This is a genomic window from Saprospira sp. CCB-QB6, from assembly GCF_028464065.1.
Lineage (GTDB): Bacteria > Bacteroidota > Bacteroidia > Chitinophagales > Saprospiraceae > Saprospira.
The window spans coordinates 2476563-2493776 of record NZ_CP116808.1 but is presented as its reverse complement, the minus strand read 5'-3'; the positions used below and the strand labels follow the sequence as shown (position 1 = coordinate 2493776).

Here is a 17214-nt window from a genome sequence, read left to right as displayed (position 1 = left end):
CAAAAGGGCCTCTACTAAAAATAGCAGAAGCCCCAATGGTTTCTTATTGATTGCGGCCCAAAGTATCGCGGATACCTAGTTTAGCGATCAACTCACGATATTTGAGAATATCTTTCTTTGCCAAGTATTTGAGCAAAGACTTACGGTGACCAACCATTTTGAGCAAAGAACGACGAGTTGCGTGATCTTTGTGGTTGATTTTGAGGTGCTCAGACAAGTTTTTGATGCGGAAAGATAGCAATGCTACCTGGCCTTCTACAGAACCTGTGTTGCTGGCGCTGCCTGCGTAAGTTTCAAAAATTTCGTTTTTGGTCTCTTTAGAGAGGTAAGTTGCCATTGTTTAAAATTTTAAATGGTTTACTAATCAAGATTGCTGAGAATCATATCTTAGCTGCGGCAAAAATACGATAAATAGGGGGATAAGGAATTTTTTTTCAGGCCTTTTTCAAAATTTAAGTCATTTTCGACTATCTTCCTTTGTCTTTGGGTTCTTATTGGGCCCAAATGGCCCTATCCCTGCACCAAAAAACGAAAATATAAGCCAGTCATGGGCAAAAAAAAGCATCAAAATTCCGTAGATAAGACCTTGCTCGAATGCGAAGCGATGATTGATCACGCTTTGGCAGAAGGTAAGAAGCTTCCCCCTGGTCTATTGGCCAGTCTCAAGAAATTTAAGCTCTACCAAGATTATGTAGAAAATGGGACCGTTTCAGATGGCAGCCGAAATGCCAATGGAACCCACCCATTTTTGGAGTATAGCCGCCGCCAAACCCTAGGCGGGATGGCCCATCGCTCGGTTCAGGCCGAGGAGGTACACATTCCCTCTCAAGAGGATATGATTAACCAATTGAGTATGGTGCATGAGGATTTGACCGCTGCGGTCTATCCCGCTCAACCTAGCTCTATTGTTTTACTGGAAGAGCAAAAGAAGAGCGCTTTCCGCTTTTTGGGCCCCATTCCCCTTATTCAGCGCATGACTTTTATTGCGATTATTTCGCTGCTGACTTTTTTGGGGTTATTCATGTTTGAAGAGGTTGACGCTCGCTCTGTCAATGGGAATATCCTAGATTATCAGGATCCCATGAAGTTTATGCTCAACCAAGTCTTCATTTTGGCCATTGCTGCTGCTGGAGCTTCTTTCTACGCCCTTTTTGAGGCTTATAAGTATATCTCTAATGCCTCTTTTGATACCAAGTACGAATCGATGTATTGGATTCGCTTTATTCTAGGTATCGTTTCTGGGGTAATTTTGGCCCAATTTATCTTTATTGATCCCGCTGTTTATGGTGGCGATGCCTCAGAGGTGGCTAATCCCGCCCAAAGCCTAGGCGGCTTTATTACCTATAAGCCTATTTTGGCCTTTTTGGGAGGTTTCTCGGCTAGAGTGGTCCACAAAATCCTTACTTCTTTGATTGAGAGTTTGGAAACCTTTATTAGCGGCTCTGCCCGCGATATGGTCCGCGCCCGCGAAGAAGCCGCCAAATTGCAAATGGAAGAACGTTTGGCCAATGTCAAAAGAGAAAACTCGGTCAACCAAGCTAGCCAACGCTTTGAAGCCGCTCTCCGCTTGCTCGAGCTACAACGCAAACTAGAAAAAACTGGCGATGCCCAGCAGGTTAATAGCCAACTACAAGCCATGATCAATGACGAATTGGCTAATGTGCAATCGGCTACTGGCGCAACAATTCCCACTAGCTTTACGACCACAGAAAATGAATTCGTAAATACGACCACAACTAATGAAGAGTATAGCTTCAATCCCGAAGATATGCCCGCAGATTTAGATGTGATGCCTGGCGATATTCCCGTTCCCGTGGCGACGGAGGAAACTAGAGATGAGTTTCCTGCTATCCCCGAAGAACTACCCGAAATTCCAGAATATCCCGAAAACTTTGGCGAGGAACTCCCGCCTCTAGATTTAGATAATGATGAGGAGTTTAAGGATTTGGATAATCCAGAAGGATTAAACGATATCGATAAAGATATTCCTCTCGATCCACCTCCTTTTAAAGATTAAATTCATACCCAAAAGGCTGTTAGTTGCGCTAACAGCCTTTTTTCTTTTACGATTCTATGAGCCGAAAAAATATACTCATTCTCCTTCTTGCCCTACTCGTCTTTAGTATCTGGCTCTCTATGGCCCAGAAATATTATTATTGCGTGATTCTCGACCAATGTGGCCCGCCCCCGCCCCCTATCGATAGCAGCCAACTGGCCCATATTCCCAACGACCTAACGATAAGCGCTGAAGGCATTCCCCTCTGGGAAAATTATCCCGAATTTGAGTTTGATTATGGCAGTACCGCCCCGCTCTACCTCCCCAAACAATTGGCCCTGCTCGAAGAAATGGCTCTGCTACTCAAAAGCCAGCCCCAAGCCAAACTCAAAATTATTGGCCGCTATAAGAAGGAAGAAACCCTGCCCGAACAAGCCAAACGCTACGGAAATCTAGGCCGTGCCAGAGCCCTTAGTATCGCCGATAAACTGATGGCCGAATACGAACTCCCCAGCCAACAAATCTATATTCTAGGCGATACTATCCCTCAAGACAAAAAGGCCTTTTATATCGAACTCGAAATTATCGGTTATCTGCCCAGCGGACCCGAACAAGAAAAAAAAGAGGCCGAACGCTTCCGCCAAGCCTATCTCCAAGATGTTAAGCGACTAACTTATGACGCCCGCATGGCCCTTTTCCGATCCCCCAATCAACGATTTAAGCTGGCTCCACCCGTTTTTGGCGAATATCTCGATAGCCTGCAAAATTATTTGGCCCAAAATCCCAATGCCCAACTGATTGTCATCGGACATACCGATTCTAAACTAAAAGGGCAGGCCGCCCAAGAAGAAGCCCTCAGTTTTGCCCTACAAACCAAGGCCTATCTAGAACGAAAGGGCATTAGCTGCCCCATCCAAACCCAAAGCCGCTCCAATCAAGAGCTCCTCCAAATAGATACCCTAGCCGATGGCAGCCGCGCCCTATATAAGGCCGCCCAAAACCGCCGTGTAGAAATTTTAGTGGAAGAGGTTCCTTAGTAGGAGGATGTTTTGGGGCCTCCGCTGCGGCTTCGCCTTGCGGCGCTACGCTACAGGGCTCGCTACTCGCTCGGCCCTTCGCCGCTTTCAGCGGCTCGGTCTGGCCTTCGGCCCCCCTTTCGCATCGCTAGGCCAACCAATCCACTGATGAATAATAGAATAATAGCGCCTAGATCCAGTTGGGCCCCACTACTTTCTAAACTCCATCCCTTTGCGCTCATACATCTGTTGCCAAAGCTTTATCCCATAGCGGTCGGTCTCTAGCCAATACTGAAACCAATTGAGTAAGGAGGGGCTATGCCACCAGCAAGCCGCCTCCCAATCTTCATCTGGCCCTAATAATTCGGGATCAAAAGCCCAGACAGGCGCCTCGGGGTTTCGGCTATCAAAGAGGGAGTAGACCCCCGTGCCCCAATGCAAAAAGGGAATTAAATGCGGATAGTGCCGCCAAAAGGCCGCCTGTTCTGGCTCGGCCTCCAAACTTTTGCGGGCTGCCAACAAAGAGGGGCGCCCGAGGTTGGGCAATAAGGCCAAAAGCCCACTATCTGGTCCCCACCCCCCAGCCAAGCCATTATATAGATAGAGCTGTTGAAGCAAAGGCGGCAAAGAAAAGGGCAATTCCCGTTCTGCCGCCTGAATATCCTGCCAATGCTGCTGCAATTCCCAAACCCCAAAGTTCGGACGATGTGGAAGCAATTGGGCCAAATTGCGCCAATCGCTCCAAAGCTCGGTTTGAGGCCGCCAAGCTCCCCTTTGCCAAGCCAAACGAAACTGGGGGTAAAGCTGCCGCCAACCCGATTTCAAGGCTAGGTTAAGGCAGTCAGTTAACCCCTTAGGCGTTAGCTTTTCCATCCCCTTGGCCTGCTCTATCCGTAGCTGCTGATCGGGCAGAAGGAGGGGCCAAATTCGCCATTCTAAACGATCTGGTCGAAAAGCTTCCTGAAGTTCATAAGCATAGTTTTCGCCAAGGGCCCAAAGCATAATATAAAGGGATTTAAGTGGTCAAAGTCTTGGGTTGAAGATACAAAATTCCTATTTTGCCAATGCTTCTTCCACCTAAAAAAGCCTTAATTTATGCCTGCTCCTATTCATAATTTATCTTTAGAAAATTCTATTGCCAATCAATATGTGGCCGAATTGCGTTCCGTTGATATTCAACAAGATCCGATGCGCTTCCGCCAAAATTTACAGCGGTTGGGCGAGGTCATGGCCTATGAAATTAGTAAAACCCTAGCCTATCAGGCGCAAACCGTAGAAACGCCCTTGGGGGAAGCCGAAGTGGCCCTGCCTATCGAGCAACCTGTTTTGGCCACCATTCTGCGGGCGGGCTTGCCCATGCATCAGGGCTTGCTACATATCTTTGACCGAGCCGATAATGCCTTTGTGTCGGCCTATCGCCGTCATCATAAAGATGGTAGCTTTGAGATTCATCTAGAATATGTTTCTTGTCCAGAGCTAGAAGACCGCACCCTCATTATTGCCGACCCCATGCTGGCCACTGGTGCCTCTATGGCCATGACTATCGATGCCCTTTCGGTTTATGGGCAAGCTAGAGATATTCATATTGTGGTGGCCATTGCCGCTGCCGATGGTATTGAACACATCCAACGCATGCACCCCAGAGTTCATATCTGGACCGGTGCTATTGATGATGAATTAACCGCCAAATCCTATATTGTTCCTGGCTTGGGCGATGCGGGAGACCTAGCCTATGGCTCTAAGATTCAAGATTAGAAGAAAGATTTTTTGCGTCTAGAAGCTGGCGAAGCCAGCTGGCCTAGCGATGTGCAGGGGTGGCCGAAGGCCAGACCGAGGCGGCAAAGCTGCCGAAGGGCCGAGCGAACAGCGAGCCCCGAAACGTAGCGCCGACGAGCGCAGCGAGGCGGAGGCCCCAAATCAAACAGCAGAACAACAAAAAACCATTTTATGGAAATTTCTAAGTTTCAGAAGACCAAGATTTTGGCCACAATTGGCCCCGCATCCAATGACTATCAAAGCCTATTGAGCTTGGTCAAAGCGGGTGTAGATGGCATTCGGCTCAACTTTTCGCATGGGCAACATGAGGACCACAAAAAGGTCTTTGACTATGTGCAATATATCAATAAAAAATACGGGACCAACATTAGCCTTTTGGCGGATTTGCAGGGGCCCAAACTTCGGGTGGGCCAGATTGAAAACGGTAAAATTCCGCTGACTAAAGGACAAATCTTGACCTTTACTGCTGAGGAATGCCTGGGCACAGCCGAGAAAGTCTATATGAGCTATACGGACTTTGCCAAGGATGTGAAAGTGGGGGAAAAGGTACTAGTAGATGATGGAAAAGTAGAGTTGCTGGTTAAGAGTAGCAATGGTAAAGATGAGGTGCAATTAGAGGTTTTATATGGCGACTTTCTTTCTTCTCGCAAGGGCGTAAATTTGCCTGACACCAATATTTCGCAGCCTTCTTTGACCGAAAAAGACCTGCGTGATTTAGACTTTATCTTGAGCCTACCTTTTAATTGGATTGCCCTTTCTTTTGTCCGCAAAGCCCAAGATATTGAGGATTTGCGCAAGCGCCTAAAGAAAGCCAAGCATCCTGCCCGCATTATTGCCAAGATTGAGAAGCCCGAAGCCATTACCAATATTGATGAAATTATTGCTGCTTCGGATGGGGTTATGGTAGCTCGAGGCGACTTAGGCGTAGAAGTGCCCATGGAGCGCCTGCCTATGTTGCAAAAAATGATTATTCGCAAATGTATTGAGCAGGCTTGTCCCGTTATTGTGGCCACACAGATGATGGACAGCATGATTAAAAACCCCACGCCCACCCGTGCCGAGATTATTGATGTAGCCAATGCCGTTTTGGATGGCGCCGATACGGTTATGCTCAGTAATGAAACGGCTATGGGCTTGCATCCAACCAAGGTGGTAGAATCTATGAATAGCATTATTGCTCAGGCGGAGGAAATGCCCACAGTCTATAATCGCGAACTCACTCCTTCTGATGATTCTGAATCCTTTTTGTCTGATGCAATTTGCTATAATGCCTGCCGAATTGCCAAGCAGGTAAAAGCCAAGATGATTATTGGGATGACCAAATCGGGTTATACGGGCTTTATGGTCTCTAGTTACCGCCCAGAAGCTGATGTGGTGGTTTTCTCTTCGGATGAGCATTTGATTAAGACCCTCAACTTGGTTTGGGGCACTCGTTGCTACTATTATGATAAGTTTACGAGCACCGATGATACCATCCGAGATGTAGTGAATATCCTCAAGGAAAAAGGCTTGCTCGAAGCCGGAGATGTGATTATCAATACGGGCTCTATGCCGCTGCATGAGCGGAAAAAGACCAATATGTTGAAAGTGACTTTGGTGCAGTAGTTTCGCCTCCAAACAGCTAATCAACACCAACGGCCAGCACGCAATTTGCGTGCTGGCCGTTTTTTTTCCTTCTCTAGGCTTTCTTATAACACCTCAATCACTTCCACATCAAAGATGAGGACGCTATTGGCGGGAATGCTTCCGCTGCCCGTGGATCCATAGCCTAGAGCAGAGGGAATCAGCAATTTGCCGCTACCGCCTTCCTTAAATTTGGGAATTCCTATCTGCCAGCCCTTAATCACATTGGCTAGGGGAAAAGTAGCGGGGGTTCCCCGATCAACAGAAGAGTCAAATTTATCTCCATTGAGGAGATAGCCCTCATAATGCACCTTAACATTATCGGCAATGGTAGCCGTATCTCCTGTTCCCTCGACCTCAATGACATAAAAGAGGCCATCTTCGCCTTCTTGGGCATTCAGATTATTATCCTCAATGTAATTGAGGATCTTCTCTCGGTCTTTTTCCGATTGCTTTTCGCAGGAAGTTAAAAAGGGAAGGGCCAAAAGGCAGAGGATAAAAAATTTGTAGTTCATAAGTCGTTCTATTTTTTAAATAAGATGCATTTTACTGCCAAGTGGTGGGCAAAATATAGCGGATGGTCAAGGCGCCACGCAACAAAGAACTGCGGGGACTCCCCAAAATGGGTTTCCAATCCAAGCCAATATTAACGGGCGTAAAATTAAAGGTGTATTCGGCCCCCAAAGCAATGGCCAAGCCCGCCCCAAAGCGTCTTTTTTCTCCCACAGGGGTATAGATGCCCATATGTAGGCCTGCGGCTCCATAAGCCGAGAAGTTGGTGTTAAAGCCAATATCCTGATGATAATACCACATCCCTTCCACCACATAACCATTGGTAAAAGAGCGGCGACGCTCATCTATATGGACCCCGACCAATACCTCCCAAGCCATCTGGGGCGAGGGATAATAAGAAAAGAATTCTTTATAACTAAGCTGAAAAGAGGTCCCTCCACGCAAACCAATAGCCTGATCATAATGCTGGGCAGATAAACTAGAAAAGCCCATAAATAGACAAAAACAGATAGATAGAAATCGAGCAACTGACATAACTAGAGTTTGATGATGTTTCCCAAAAAAAGCAATAGTCGCAAAACGACAAAACGCTTGCGACTATTTTATACGGACTGCTTTTCTACTAATCCTCACAAAGTTGCTTTCTATAAAAGCCCTTTTCGTTGTAGGGACGAGCATAGTCAGATTCTTTACATTGGACCGAACAGGCTCCTGCCATTTCTTGGCTACAACGCTCACACTGTACAAAGTGATCGTTGCAATGCGCATTGCAGCAGTTGACCATTCTCGTGGTCTTTTCACCACAGTTGTAGCAGCGGCTAATGACCGAAGGATTTACCGTGTTTACAGGCACATGTACCCGACCATCAAAAACGTAGCAATCGCCCTCAAAATCTTCTCCACCAACCTCTTTGCCATAGTTAATGATGCCCCCATGCAACTGGTAAACATCCTGAAAACCCTGCTGGATCAAATAAGCCGAGGCTTTCTCGCATTTGATGCCGCCCGTGCAATAGGTCAATACTTTTTTATCTTTCAGATGGTCCATTTCCTTGATCTTCTCTGGAAACTCCCGAAAGTTATCAATGTCCATCGTAATGGCCCCTTTAAAGCGGCCTAGCTTGTGCTCATAATTAGATCGCATATCAATCACTACCACATCTTCTTGGTCCTTTAGGGCCTTAAATTCGGCAGGCTGTAGGTGCTTTCCCGTCTCTTTTGTAGGATCTACGCTATCAAAAAGGCCAGAGTTTACAATTTCTGCCTTGTAGCGAACGTGCATCTTAACAAAAGAAAGCTCCTCCACATCGTCAATTTTCCAATGAATGCCTTGCAGGCGGGGATCAGATTCTACATAATCCATATAAGCCTGGCATTGCTCTGGCGTTCCCGAGATCGTTCCATTCAACCCCTCATTGGCAATAATAATGCGGCCCAAAATGCCTAAATCCTTACAAAATTGGAGGTGTTTAGGCGCCATTTCTTCCGCATCTTCTAGATGGGCGTACTTGTAGTACAACAAAGTTTGATACATGATTGTCAGTGTTATATTATGCAAAAATATAAGGCTGCAAAGATAAAAGATTTTTTTGTCTTTTTTTATAGTCGCTGCATTTGTTCTGCTGTTTTTGGGGCTGCCCCTCCCTTTGGTCGGGTCGGGCTGTCTCGCAGCTCGCTGTTCGCTCGGCCCTGCGCGGGCTTTGCCCGCTTGGTCTGGCCTTCGGCCACTGCTGTCCATCCCTCAGCCGAGGCTGCGGCCTGGCTGTAGTGCAAAGCCTATTGCTCTTCTCGAGAAAGGGCTGAACTGCCACAAAAAGCGGTATAAATACAGCAAAAACAGGCGCTAAAATGGTCCAAAAAACAGCTACAAAAAAACTCGAAAATAATTTACAAAACACTGTTTATCAGGCAAATAAAACGCCTGAAATTTAAGCAAAAAAGTAACAAAATGCAATTCTATACGTATAATAATTATACATTGTTCACAACAAAACAGGCTAATCTTATGAAATCGAACAGCGCATTGCATCTCAACCTACACCATGCTATTTCTCAGCAACTTCTAGTGGCTTTTCGTTACAACGATCAGGACGATTGGCGGGTGGTCGAACCTTTTTGTTTGGGCCTTAGCTCGGCTAATAATTGGAGCCTAAGAGCATTTCAGCGCTCTGGCCCTTCTGGCTCCAAAACCGACTGGAAACTTTTCAATTTGGATAAGGCACAAGACCTGCGGGTACTTAGCCAGCAGTTCTCTGCCGATTTGCGCAAAAAATACCGCATTGGCGATAAGCAGATGCAAACGATTTTCCGACAACTTTACTAAGATTTTCTCTCGATTCTCCATATTGGCCAGCCGCAGTTTCTGCGCGCTGGCCTTTTTCGCGGCCTTTGGCCGCCTTTTCTGGCTGAGGGATAGTAGCGGGTGGCCCGCAGGGCCAGACCGAGCTTTTGAGCCTAGCGAAAAAGCGAAGGGCCGAGCGAATAGCGAGCCCGCGCATAGCCCGACCCGAGCGAAGCGAGGGGCAGCCCCAAAAAAGAGAAGCCCATCAAGAAAATACAGGAAGATTCAGGCATTAAAGGCTTTTTTTTGCTAGTTTGCCTATTCAACTGAGAAACTAGGCTATGATATATTACAAGAAAGATAGTGAGGGGATTGTTAGCCTCACCTTAGATAAAAGCGGCGAGCGAGTCAATACCATTAACCCACAGATTGCCAAGGCTTTTTTGCCTGTATTGGACCATCTGGAAGCCGATAAAAGCTTGAAGGGCGTAATTATTTTGTCGGCCAAACGCTCTTTTTTGGCGGGTGGCGATCTAGATTTTTTGCATCGGGCCGAGGACCCTGCTAAAATCTTTGAGCATACGGACCTTTTAGGGGAGATTTACAGACGTTTTGAACGCTTAAAGGTGCCCGTAGTGGCTGCCATTAACGGAGCTGCCTTGGGCAGTGGATTCGAATTGGTCTTAGCTTGTCATTATCGCATAGCCTTGGATCATCCAAGGACCTTATTGGGTTTACCTGAGCTATCCCTGGGGATGATTCCAGGTGGCGGGGGCATCATTCGCCTGATGTGGATGTTGGGCCTAGAGGAAGCCTATAAATTTATTAGTAGCAGTCGACTCATACACGTTAAAGAGGCTCTACAAAGGGGCATTATTGATGAGGCCGTAGAGCGGCCCGAAGATTTGATTCGGCATGCTAAGCGCTGGATTCTCTCTTCGCCTTGCATTGAAAAGCCTTGGGATGCCGAAGACCGCATTGCCAAGGAAAGCAACCCCAAGCATCCTAAAACAGCCGAACGAATTGCTAAACTCAGTAGTGAGTTGATTGCCAAAACCCGCAACAACTACCCTGCGCTTTTGTCGCTGCTCAACTGTATGGCTGAAGGGGCCTCTGTTGACTTTGATGCGGCCACCCGAATCAATGCCCGTTACTTTACGGCTATGATTATGAGTAAAAATTGCCGCAATCAGACCAAGGCCTTTTGGTATGATCTAAATAAAATCAAGCAAGGGATGAGTCGCCCTAAGGGCTTTGGTCGCTTTAGGGCCCGAAAAATTGGCGTCATTGGGGCTGGACAAATGGGATCGGGCATTGCCTATGTGGCCGCTATGCAGGGTATAGAAGTTTTGCTTAGAGATGTGAGCAAACGCCTAGCTGAGCAAGGAAAGAACAATGCGAGAGAGAAACTTAGCCGCCTAGAGAAAAGTGGGAAGATGACAACAGAGCAGGCCCAGGAGATTCTGGACCGCATACAGACCACAAGTGATATGCGCGAGATGGAAGACTGTGATCTGGTCATTGAAGCCGTCTTTGAGAACAGGGCTTTGAAACAGCGGATCATTAAAGAGGTAGAGTTAGAGATGCAGCAGCATAGCTTCCTAGCCACCAATACTGCTTCTTTGCAGGTATCGGATTTGGCTGAGGCGAGCATACAGCCTGAAAACTATATTGGGATGCATTTCTTTTCGCCCTTGGCACGTATTCCCTTAGTAGAAATCATTGTGGGCAAAAAAACGGCAGATGAAACGGTAGCTAGGGCCTTCGACTTTGTATTGCAATTGCGCAAAACCCCCATCATTGTGCAAGATCGTCCCGCCTTTTTTGTTTCTCGGGTAGCCAGTACCTACTTTATGGAAGGCATTTTACTGCTAAAAGAAGGGCAAGGACCAGCAGCCATAGAAAATGCGGGTTTGCAGGCGGGGATGCCCATGGGGCCCTTAGCCTTTGCCGATAATTTGGGCTTTAAGTACATTATCTCTGCGGAGGAACAGGCCGCACAGCAGCTAGATGGCCGCTATCAGGCCTCTCCAGCAATTGCTGTTTTACAAGAGATGCTGGTCCAAGAGCGTTATGGGAAAGCCCGCAATGGTGGTTTTTATAACTACAAAGAAGAACCCGCCCGCTTGTGGCCTGCCCTCAAAGAGAACTTTCCCTTGGCCCAGGAACAGCTACAGCCTAAAGATTTGCAAGATCGTCTGCTCTTTATTCAGTGCTTAGAGGCGGTACGCTGCCTAGAAGAAGGCGTTATTCAGAATAGTTATGATGCAAACTTGGGCAGTATTTACGGTTGGGGCTTTGCTCCTTTTAAGGGAGGAGTCATCCAATTTATCAATGATTATGGTTTGCGGGAATTTGTTGCTCGAGCAGAGGTCTTGGCCCAGCGTTTTGGTCCCCGTTTTAAGCCATCGGCTACCTTATTGGAGATGGCTGAGCAGGATACCAATTTTCTCTAAGCATTAGTTCTTTCTAAGATGTTCTTATATACCATTAAACGGCTGTTGCTGTTTATTCCTAGCTTTTTTATGGTTTCACTGCTTGTCTTTGGCCTTAGTCGGTTAGTAGAAGGCGACCCTGTTGATATCATCCTGAATAAAGGAGGAGATGACAGTCCCTTTGCTTCTGAGCAAGCTTATCGACAAAAAAGTAGAGAGCTAGGATTAGACCGCCCTGCCTTTTATTTTCGGTTAAGCTCCAAGGCTTATCCTAAAGATTTATATCAATTGCAGCCGCAGCGGCATAGAGAATTACTTGCTCGCTTGATGAATCAGTATGGCGCAGCGGAATATTGTATGGCCTATTATCAACAGTTGAAAAATTGGGAGCATTTATACTATAAAGAGAAAGTTGCTTTTTCCTATGAAGAAAAAGGGCAACTAGATCAGCTCAAAGAGGAGCTTTGGCTACGTTATGAAGAGCAACCTTTAGATATTTTACTTGATAGCTTGGCCCTCAAAACAGCTAAAGTGGCTCCTTTATCTTTGGCCCTAGATAGTGTTCGGCAAGCTTTGCATCAGTTGCGGAGAGGGGCTAGGCCTAATGAAACCCTAATCCCTCAACTCTACGTTTATGGCTTCAATAATCAGTACCATGTTTGGATGTTTGGGGATTACCCCTACTTCTCGGCCCCTGATAGTAGCGTACATCATCGCCTAAATAGTTGTTATGCAGAATTGGGGCAGCTCAATTTGGTAATAGATAGCTTGAATAAGGCGGCAAGGCGGTTAAGTTTTCAGCTGGCGCAAGTAGACAGCAATGCCCAAGCACCTTTTTTGGCCCAATTGGCTGCATTGGAGGAAGAAAAACAAAGCTTAGATCAGCACTATCAGCAGTTGGCCCTAGAGCGAGATAGTTTGTTGCCCTTGCGCGAGGTTTATGCTAGCCGAGGTTTAATTCGAGGAGATTTGGGCATTTCTTATCAGGATCAACGACCTGTTTTGCTCAAGATTTGGGAGGCCTTGCGTTGGACCCTGCTCATGAATTTATTGGCCATTCTCATTTCTTATGGGGTTTCGGTCCCTTTGGGGGTAGAGATGGCCAGTTGGCGATATCGCCCCACGGCTTATTATTCCTTTTTATCGCCTTTGCAGCTTATTTTTGGGGCTTTGTTGGCGCTTTGCTTTTATTTGCAATTGATGGAGCTTGTTCCTGCTGCAGTTTGGGCCATTGTTCCCTTACAATTGGCTTTTATTGGCTTAAATTATCGAGCATTTTTAAAGAAATGGGGACGATCTTTTGGTCCAGAGCTTCGTCGCTTTGCCCAAGCCCTCATTCGAGGCCGCTTTTTGGATATTAGTGAATATAGTTTGCTCTTTTTACAGCTGGCCTATCTATGGTTTTGGGTCTTAATCTTTTTGAGCTGGGGCTTACAACCGCTTTGGTTAAAGTTTGGCGTATTGCTTTTGCCCCTCTTCTTCTTCTTGGGGCCTTGGCGCGGCAGTTGGCGGTTTTCCAGAAAGAACGGTTTAGAGTTGGTGGGCGATCAGCGGGATAAATTGAGTAGTAATTTTCTCTTTTTGCTTTATTCTTTGCCCTCCTTTTGGCTGGCGAGTTTGTTGGTCGTCTTTCTAACTACTGCCACCTATGGAGCCCATTACGATTGGTTTCCCACCCAAGGTTTGCCCGATAGTAATGTCTTTTCTTGGAGCCTATTGGGCCAATATCTCTATCATCTTTTCTTGCCCATTTTTGCGGTTACCTATGGTTCCTTTGCCTATCTCTCTCGGCAGATGCGTTCGGCCATGTTGCAGGTATTGGCTCAGGATTATATCCGTACGGCTCGGGCAAAAGGCTTGCGTCGGCAAGAGGTGTATTGGGGCCATGCTTTCCGCAATGCTTTATTTCCCTTGATTACCTTATTTAGCGCTGTATTTCCCAGAGCATTGGCGGGAGCTATAGCCATTGAGTTAATTTTTGACATCAATGGGATGGGGCTTTTGGTCATTGATGCCATTCGGGCCTATGATTGGCCTTTGGTTTTTGGGGTCACCTTAATGGCGGCCTTGCTGACCATCTTGGGCAACTTGGTGGCCGACCTTCTTTATGCTTGGGTAGATCCGCGGATCAAGTATTAATCTATTTTGGGGCTGCCCCTCGCTGCGCTCGGGTCGGGCTGTGTCGTGGCTCGCTGTTCGCTCGGCCCTGCGGCGCAAAGCGCCTTGGTCTGCGGCTGCGCCGCACCACTTTCCATCCCTCAGCCGATGCTGTGGGGGAATCCCCACAGCAAAAAGCGGTTTCGCTTTGCGAACATGCCCCTAGAAGGGCTTTTGCCCTCCTAGGATTTAGGCCCTGCGGGCCTATTGGGCCAAAACAGCCGCCTTCTTTGGATCTAGAAGCGAGCGCAGCGACTGGCTGAGGGATGGTAGGGGGTGGCCGCAGGCCAGACCGAGCTTTTTTGAGCGTAGCGAAAAAAAGCGAAGGGCCGAGCGAGCAGCGAGCCCCCGCACAGCCCGACCCGCCCGATAATTCATGAGGGTTTTAACCCTCATTTTGTATAGCTTCGCAAAGCGATACCGCTTTGCGCTGGGTTTTAACCCAGCGGAAGGGGCAGCCCCAAAAAAGCAATCAGAAAGGGAAAGAGAACAACCTAAATCACGCTTTATTCAGTTGGGAAAGCTTAATTTTGCCCCTCATCAAAATAGATTGCCATGAATATTAAACTATCAGAGCTCATTATCATTCCCATTGTTATTACCCTAGTCTGGGTAGGATTTCGTTGGTATCGTCAGCCTGGAGTAACATCGGGTACGCCTGCGCCAGAGTTTGCGGGCCAATTGGCTAGTGGAGATAGCCTGCGTTTATCGGATTTGCGGGGACAATGGGTTTTATTGGACTTTTGGGGGAGTTGGTGTGCGCCTTGTCGGCAGTCTAATCCTCAACTTCGTCGTCTTTACGACAAATATCATGGGGCCAAATTCTCGAAAGGGGAAAACTTTACCATTTTGAGTGTAGGCATTGAGACCAGCAAAGAGGCTTGGTTGGCCGCCATCGAAAAAGATGGCTTGATTTGGCCACATCATGTATCGGACCTCAGTCGCTTTAATGACCATGTGGCCGCTCTTTATGGAATAAAAGAAGTGCCCACCACCATTTTGGTCAATCCCGACGGTAACATCTTGGGCATCAACATGGATTACGACAATGTGAATGCGCAATTATCCCGTTTTTTGGCAAAAGAAGAGGTTCAATAGTGACCCAAAGGGAAAAAAGTCCTCTTTAGGACAATACATATTACTTCATCAATGAAAACCAACATGAAAACTAAACTTTTGCTACTCCTTGGGCTATTGGCCCTTGGGACCACTGTTTTTGCCCAAGAAGAAGAAAAAAAGAAAGAAGAGGAGCCAGAGGGCTGGAAATATGATGCGGGTATAGGTCTAGACTTTGCCCAGCTTTTGTTGATTAACCCCAAGGTTGGGGCTGGAGAAAACAAAGTAGCATTTGGGGGAAGTACCACAATGGGGGCCGATTATAAGAAGGGGCGCTTCCAATGGGAAAACACCTTTAGTTTAAACTTTGGGGTGCAGCGGCTAGGGGTTAGCTCCAACCCCTTTCAGAAGGCTATTGATGAATTGCGGCTTAGTTCTTTTGCCGATTATAAAATTGTAAAAGATGAGCCTTGGGGTTATGCCTTAGATTTCACCTTTTTGAGTCAGCTAACACCTACTTATGAGGGCAATATACTGTCTTATCGAGAAGGGATGGGGAGTAAAATTCCGCGTTCTAAATTTTTCTCGCCAGCGACGATCACCATTTCGCCCAGTATTTCTTACAAGCCCGACGACCATCTATCGGTATTGATCTCTCCAGCTTCATTGAAAAGCATTATTGTAGCGGATGACTCCATTGCCGCCATTGCCAATGCGGATGCTAGTGCGGGGGTACATGGTACACCTTATGGGGGAAAAGATCGGGCTGCTTTTATTGACCGTTGGGGAGTTCGGCCAACGGGCATGACAGCAGATAGTGTCCTTTACGCCAATCATAGTATGCAATTGGGGGCCACCATTAAGGTCTTATATAAAAATAAGTTTTTCCTCAATGCGGATAAAAAGCCTCGTTTGGGCTTAAAGACCTCCTTGACCTTATTCTCCGACTACCTACACAATCCACAGAATATAGATGTAGAATGGTTAACCACCACGGATCTCTATATTTTTAAGGGATTGTCTATCAGCTTAAACACCATTGTCTTTTATGACCATGATGTGCAGGTACAATTAGATCGCGATAATGATCCCGATACTGGAGTGAATGGATATGAGAGCACAGGCCGTCGAGTTTCTGTGACAGAAAGTTTGCTGATCAAGTATAACTTTTTATTCTAAATGTTTGCATCTTCTTAAAAAGCTATATATATTTGAGCTTTAATTGGGGTGACTTTAAGGTCGCATTGCAACAGCAATGTGGCCTTTTTTTATGCGTAAAAAACACTAAACCAATACACTAATAGCGTATAAGGTCAGAGTAATCATATTAAAGCCCTAGTTTACTAAAAAACAGTTTTTTAACTAAAAAGATGAAGCGACCAACTCCTTGGCCTCAGGCCTTGCCCCTCCCCCACTGGCCTTTTTCCTTAGCTTATCGTCATCGGTTAATGGCATTGGGATCTTGTTTTGCGCAAGAGATGGGGATTCGTTTGGCTCGTTTAGCTTATAATATCGACTTACAGCCATTTGGGCAGATCTACAATCCACTTTCCTTGGCGGACAGTCTAGATCGTTTATTAGCGGGGCGAGGGCCAGAAGAGGAAGAGCTATTTTTACATCAGGGTTTATATCGCCATTTTGCTTATCATACGGATTTTGCCCATCCTGAAAAAGAGGTAGCCCTAAAGCTGATGCAGCAGCGTTTTGAGGGGGCCAAAGCGCAACTTTTACAAGCAGATTATCTGCTATTGACCTTAGGTACGGCCTACTACTATACTTATGAGGGGCAGCTTGTCAACAACTGTCATAAATTGCCCAAAAAGCAGTTTGAGCGGCAGCAGATGAGTATCACCGAAGGTTTGGCTGCATTGAAGCGGGTATTTAGGGCTTTATGGGAGCTCAATCCTAGTTGTCAAATCATCTTAACGGTAAGTCCAATTCGGCATTTAAAGGATGGGGCCCAGGGCAACCAAAGAAGCAAGGCCCGTTTATTATTATTGGCGGAGGCCTTAGAAGAAGAATTTGCTCAATTGCATTATTTTCCCGCCTATGAGATCTTATTGGATGAGTTGCGGGACTATCGTTTTTATGCTCTTGATCGGGCGCATCCAACGAATGAGGCCGTAGATTATATCTACCAGGGCTTTGGGCAAAGTCTTTTGGCCCAAGAAGAGCAGGGCCTAAGAGAAAAAATTACTAAATTGTACAAGGCTTTCAGCCATCGGCCCAACTGGCCTGATAGTCAAGCCCATCAAGATTTTTTGCAGCGACAGAATGATCAGTTAGCTGCCTTGAAACAGGCTCATCCAGCAATTTCATGGACAAAATGGGAGATGCTATTGGGCCGCTAATGCTCCTCTT

General features: G+C 46.6%; 15 protein-coding genes. 10 read left to right on the top strand and 5 right to left on the bottom strand.

The window, feature by feature from the left end:
* Positions 1 to 43: 43 nt before the first annotated feature.
* Positions 44 to 337: a 30S ribosomal protein S15 gene (gene rpsO / locus PPO43_RS09705; RefSeq protein WP_272617274.1), complete on the bottom strand. Its 294-nt coding sequence runs from the start codon at positions 335 to 337 to the stop codon at positions 44 to 46.
* Positions 338 to 547: 210 nt separating this feature from the next.
* On the opposite strand from rpsO, the gene PPO43_RS09700 reads away from it, so the two are divergent.
* Positions 548 to 2017, top strand: a complete 1470-nt coding sequence (locus PPO43_RS09700) for a hypothetical protein (protein WP_272617272.1) — start codon at positions 548 to 550, stop codon at positions 2015 to 2017.
* Between the two features lie 56 nt (positions 2018 to 2073).
* Positions 2074 to 3033, top strand: coding sequence for a flagellar motor protein MotB (locus tag PPO43_RS09695; RefSeq protein WP_272617271.1), 960 nt, complete (start codon positions 2074 to 2076; stop codon positions 3031 to 3033).
* A 189-nt stretch (positions 3034 to 3222) separates the two neighbouring features.
* On the opposite strand, the gene PPO43_RS09690 is transcribed toward PPO43_RS09695, so the two are convergent.
* Positions 3223 to 4014, bottom strand: a complete 792-nt coding sequence (locus tag PPO43_RS09690) for an SMI1/KNR4 family protein (protein ID WP_272617269.1) — start codon at positions 4012 to 4014, stop codon at positions 3223 to 3225.
* Positions 4015 to 4107: 93 nt separating this feature from the next.
* Here PPO43_RS09690 and upp point away from each other — a divergent pair, with 93 nt between their 5' ends.
* Both upp and pyk read left to right on the top strand, forming a co-directional pair.
* Complete coding sequence (upp, locus tag PPO43_RS09685) at positions 4108 to 4767, top strand: uracil phosphoribosyltransferase (protein WP_272617267.1); 660 nt, start codon at positions 4108 to 4110, stop codon at positions 4765 to 4767.
* 192 nt (positions 4768 to 4959) lie between these two features.
* On the top strand, positions 4960 to 6393 hold the full coding sequence (gene pyk, locus PPO43_RS09680) for a pyruvate kinase (RefSeq protein ID WP_272617265.1): 1434 nt from the start codon (positions 4960 to 4962) through the stop codon (positions 6391 to 6393).
* Between the two features lie 83 nt (positions 6394 to 6476).
* On the opposite strand, the gene PPO43_RS09675 is transcribed toward pyk, so the two are convergent.
* The 3 genes from PPO43_RS09675 to trhO all read right to left on the bottom strand — a co-directional run bounded on the left by PPO43_RS09675 (position 6477) and on the right by trhO (position 8458).
* A complete protein-coding gene (locus PPO43_RS09675; protein ID WP_272617263.1) occupies positions 6477 to 6926 on the bottom strand; it encodes an FKBP-type peptidyl-prolyl cis-trans isomerase in 450 nt (149 codons plus the stop codon).
* A gap of 31 nt (positions 6927 to 6957) precedes the next feature.
* On the bottom strand, positions 6958 to 7458 hold the full coding sequence (locus PPO43_RS09670; RefSeq protein WP_272617261.1) for a hypothetical protein: 501 nt from the start codon (positions 7456 to 7458) through the stop codon (positions 6958 to 6960).
* A gap of 88 nt (positions 7459 to 7546) precedes the next feature.
* Entirely contained in the window at positions 7547 to 8458 is a 912-nt protein-coding gene (gene trhO / locus PPO43_RS09665; RefSeq protein WP_272617259.1) for an oxygen-dependent tRNA uridine(34) hydroxylase TrhO, read from the bottom strand.
* A 471-nt stretch (positions 8459 to 8929) separates the two neighbouring features.
* Here trhO and PPO43_RS09660 point away from each other — a divergent pair, with 471 nt between their 5' ends.
* From PPO43_RS09660 to PPO43_RS09635, 6 genes are all read left to right on the top strand, one after another.
* A complete protein-coding gene (locus tag PPO43_RS09660; RefSeq protein WP_272617257.1) occupies positions 8930 to 9247 on the top strand; it encodes a WYL domain-containing protein in 318 nt (105 codons plus the stop codon).
* 299 nt (positions 9248 to 9546) lie between these two features.
* Complete coding sequence (locus PPO43_RS09655) at positions 9547 to 11661, top strand: 3-hydroxyacyl-CoA dehydrogenase NAD-binding domain-containing protein (RefSeq protein ID WP_272617255.1); 2115 nt, start codon at positions 9547 to 9549, stop codon at positions 11659 to 11661.
* An 18-nt stretch (positions 11662 to 11679) separates the two neighbouring features.
* Positions 11680 to 13779: an ABC transporter permease subunit gene (locus PPO43_RS09650; RefSeq protein ID WP_272617253.1), complete on the top strand. Its 2100-nt coding sequence runs from the start codon at positions 11680 to 11682 to the stop codon at positions 13777 to 13779.
* Between the two features lie 573 nt (positions 13780 to 14352).
* Entirely contained in the window at positions 14353 to 14895 is a 543-nt protein-coding gene (locus PPO43_RS09645; RefSeq protein ID WP_272617251.1) for a TlpA family protein disulfide reductase, read from the top strand.
* A gap of 63 nt (positions 14896 to 14958) precedes the next feature.
* The gene (locus PPO43_RS09640; RefSeq protein ID WP_272617249.1) at positions 14959 to 16032 is read left to right on the top strand and encodes a DUF3078 domain-containing protein; all 1074 of its coding nucleotides are present in this window, start codon (positions 14959 to 14961) and stop codon (positions 16030 to 16032) included.
* 191 nt (positions 16033 to 16223) lie between these two features.
* Positions 16224 to 17204, top strand: coding sequence for a GSCFA domain-containing protein (locus PPO43_RS09635; protein WP_272617248.1), 981 nt, complete (start codon positions 16224 to 16226; stop codon positions 17202 to 17204).
* Positions 17205 to 17214 lie beyond the last annotated feature (10 nt).

Bases quoted from the DNA above. Each gene is read 5' to 3' on its own strand.
- upp (WP_272617267.1), top strand. From the start codon at position 4,108: ATGCCTGCTCCTATTCATAATTTATCTTTAGAAAATTCTATTGCCAAT.
- PPO43_RS09695 (WP_272617271.1), top strand. From the start codon at position 2,074: ATGAGCCGAAAAAATATACTCATTCTCCTTCTTGCCCTACTCGTCTTT.
- trhO (WP_272617259.1), bottom strand. From the start codon at position 8,458: ATGTATCAAACTTTGTTGTACTACAAGTACGCCCATCTAGAAGATGCG.
- pyk (WP_272617265.1), top strand. From the start codon at position 4,960: ATGGAAATTTCTAAGTTTCAGAAGACCAAGATTTTGGCCACAATTGGC.
- PPO43_RS09675 (WP_272617263.1), bottom strand. From the start codon at position 6,926: ATGAACTACAAATTTTTTATCCTCTGCCTTTTGGCCCTTCCCTTTTTA.
- PPO43_RS09655 (WP_272617255.1), top strand. From the start codon at position 9,547: ATGATATATTACAAGAAAGATAGTGAGGGGATTGTTAGCCTCACCTTA.
- PPO43_RS09700 (WP_272617272.1), top strand. From the start codon at position 548: ATGGGCAAAAAAAAGCATCAAAATTCCGTAGATAAGACCTTGCTCGAA.
- PPO43_RS09690 (WP_272617269.1), bottom strand. From the start codon at position 4,014: ATGCTTTGGGCCCTTGGCGAAAACTATGCTTATGAACTTCAGGAAGCT.
- PPO43_RS09645 (WP_272617251.1), top strand. From the start codon at position 14,353: ATGAATATTAAACTATCAGAGCTCATTATCATTCCCATTGTTATTACC.
- rpsO (WP_272617274.1), bottom strand. From the start codon at position 337: ATGGCAACTTACCTCTCTAAAGAGACCAAAAACGAAATTTTTGAAACT.
- PPO43_RS09650 (WP_272617253.1), top strand. From the start codon at position 11,680: ATGTTCTTATATACCATTAAACGGCTGTTGCTGTTTATTCCTAGCTTT.
- PPO43_RS09635 (WP_272617248.1), top strand. From the start codon at position 16,224: ATGAAGCGACCAACTCCTTGGCCTCAGGCCTTGCCCCTCCCCCACTGG.
- PPO43_RS09640 (WP_272617249.1), top strand. From the start codon at position 14,959: ATGAAAACTAAACTTTTGCTACTCCTTGGGCTATTGGCCCTTGGGACC.
- PPO43_RS09660 (WP_272617257.1), top strand. From the start codon at position 8,930: ATGAAATCGAACAGCGCATTGCATCTCAACCTACACCATGCTATTTCT.
- PPO43_RS09670 (WP_272617261.1), bottom strand. From the start codon at position 7,458: ATGTCAGTTGCTCGATTTCTATCTATCTGTTTTTGTCTATTTATGGGC.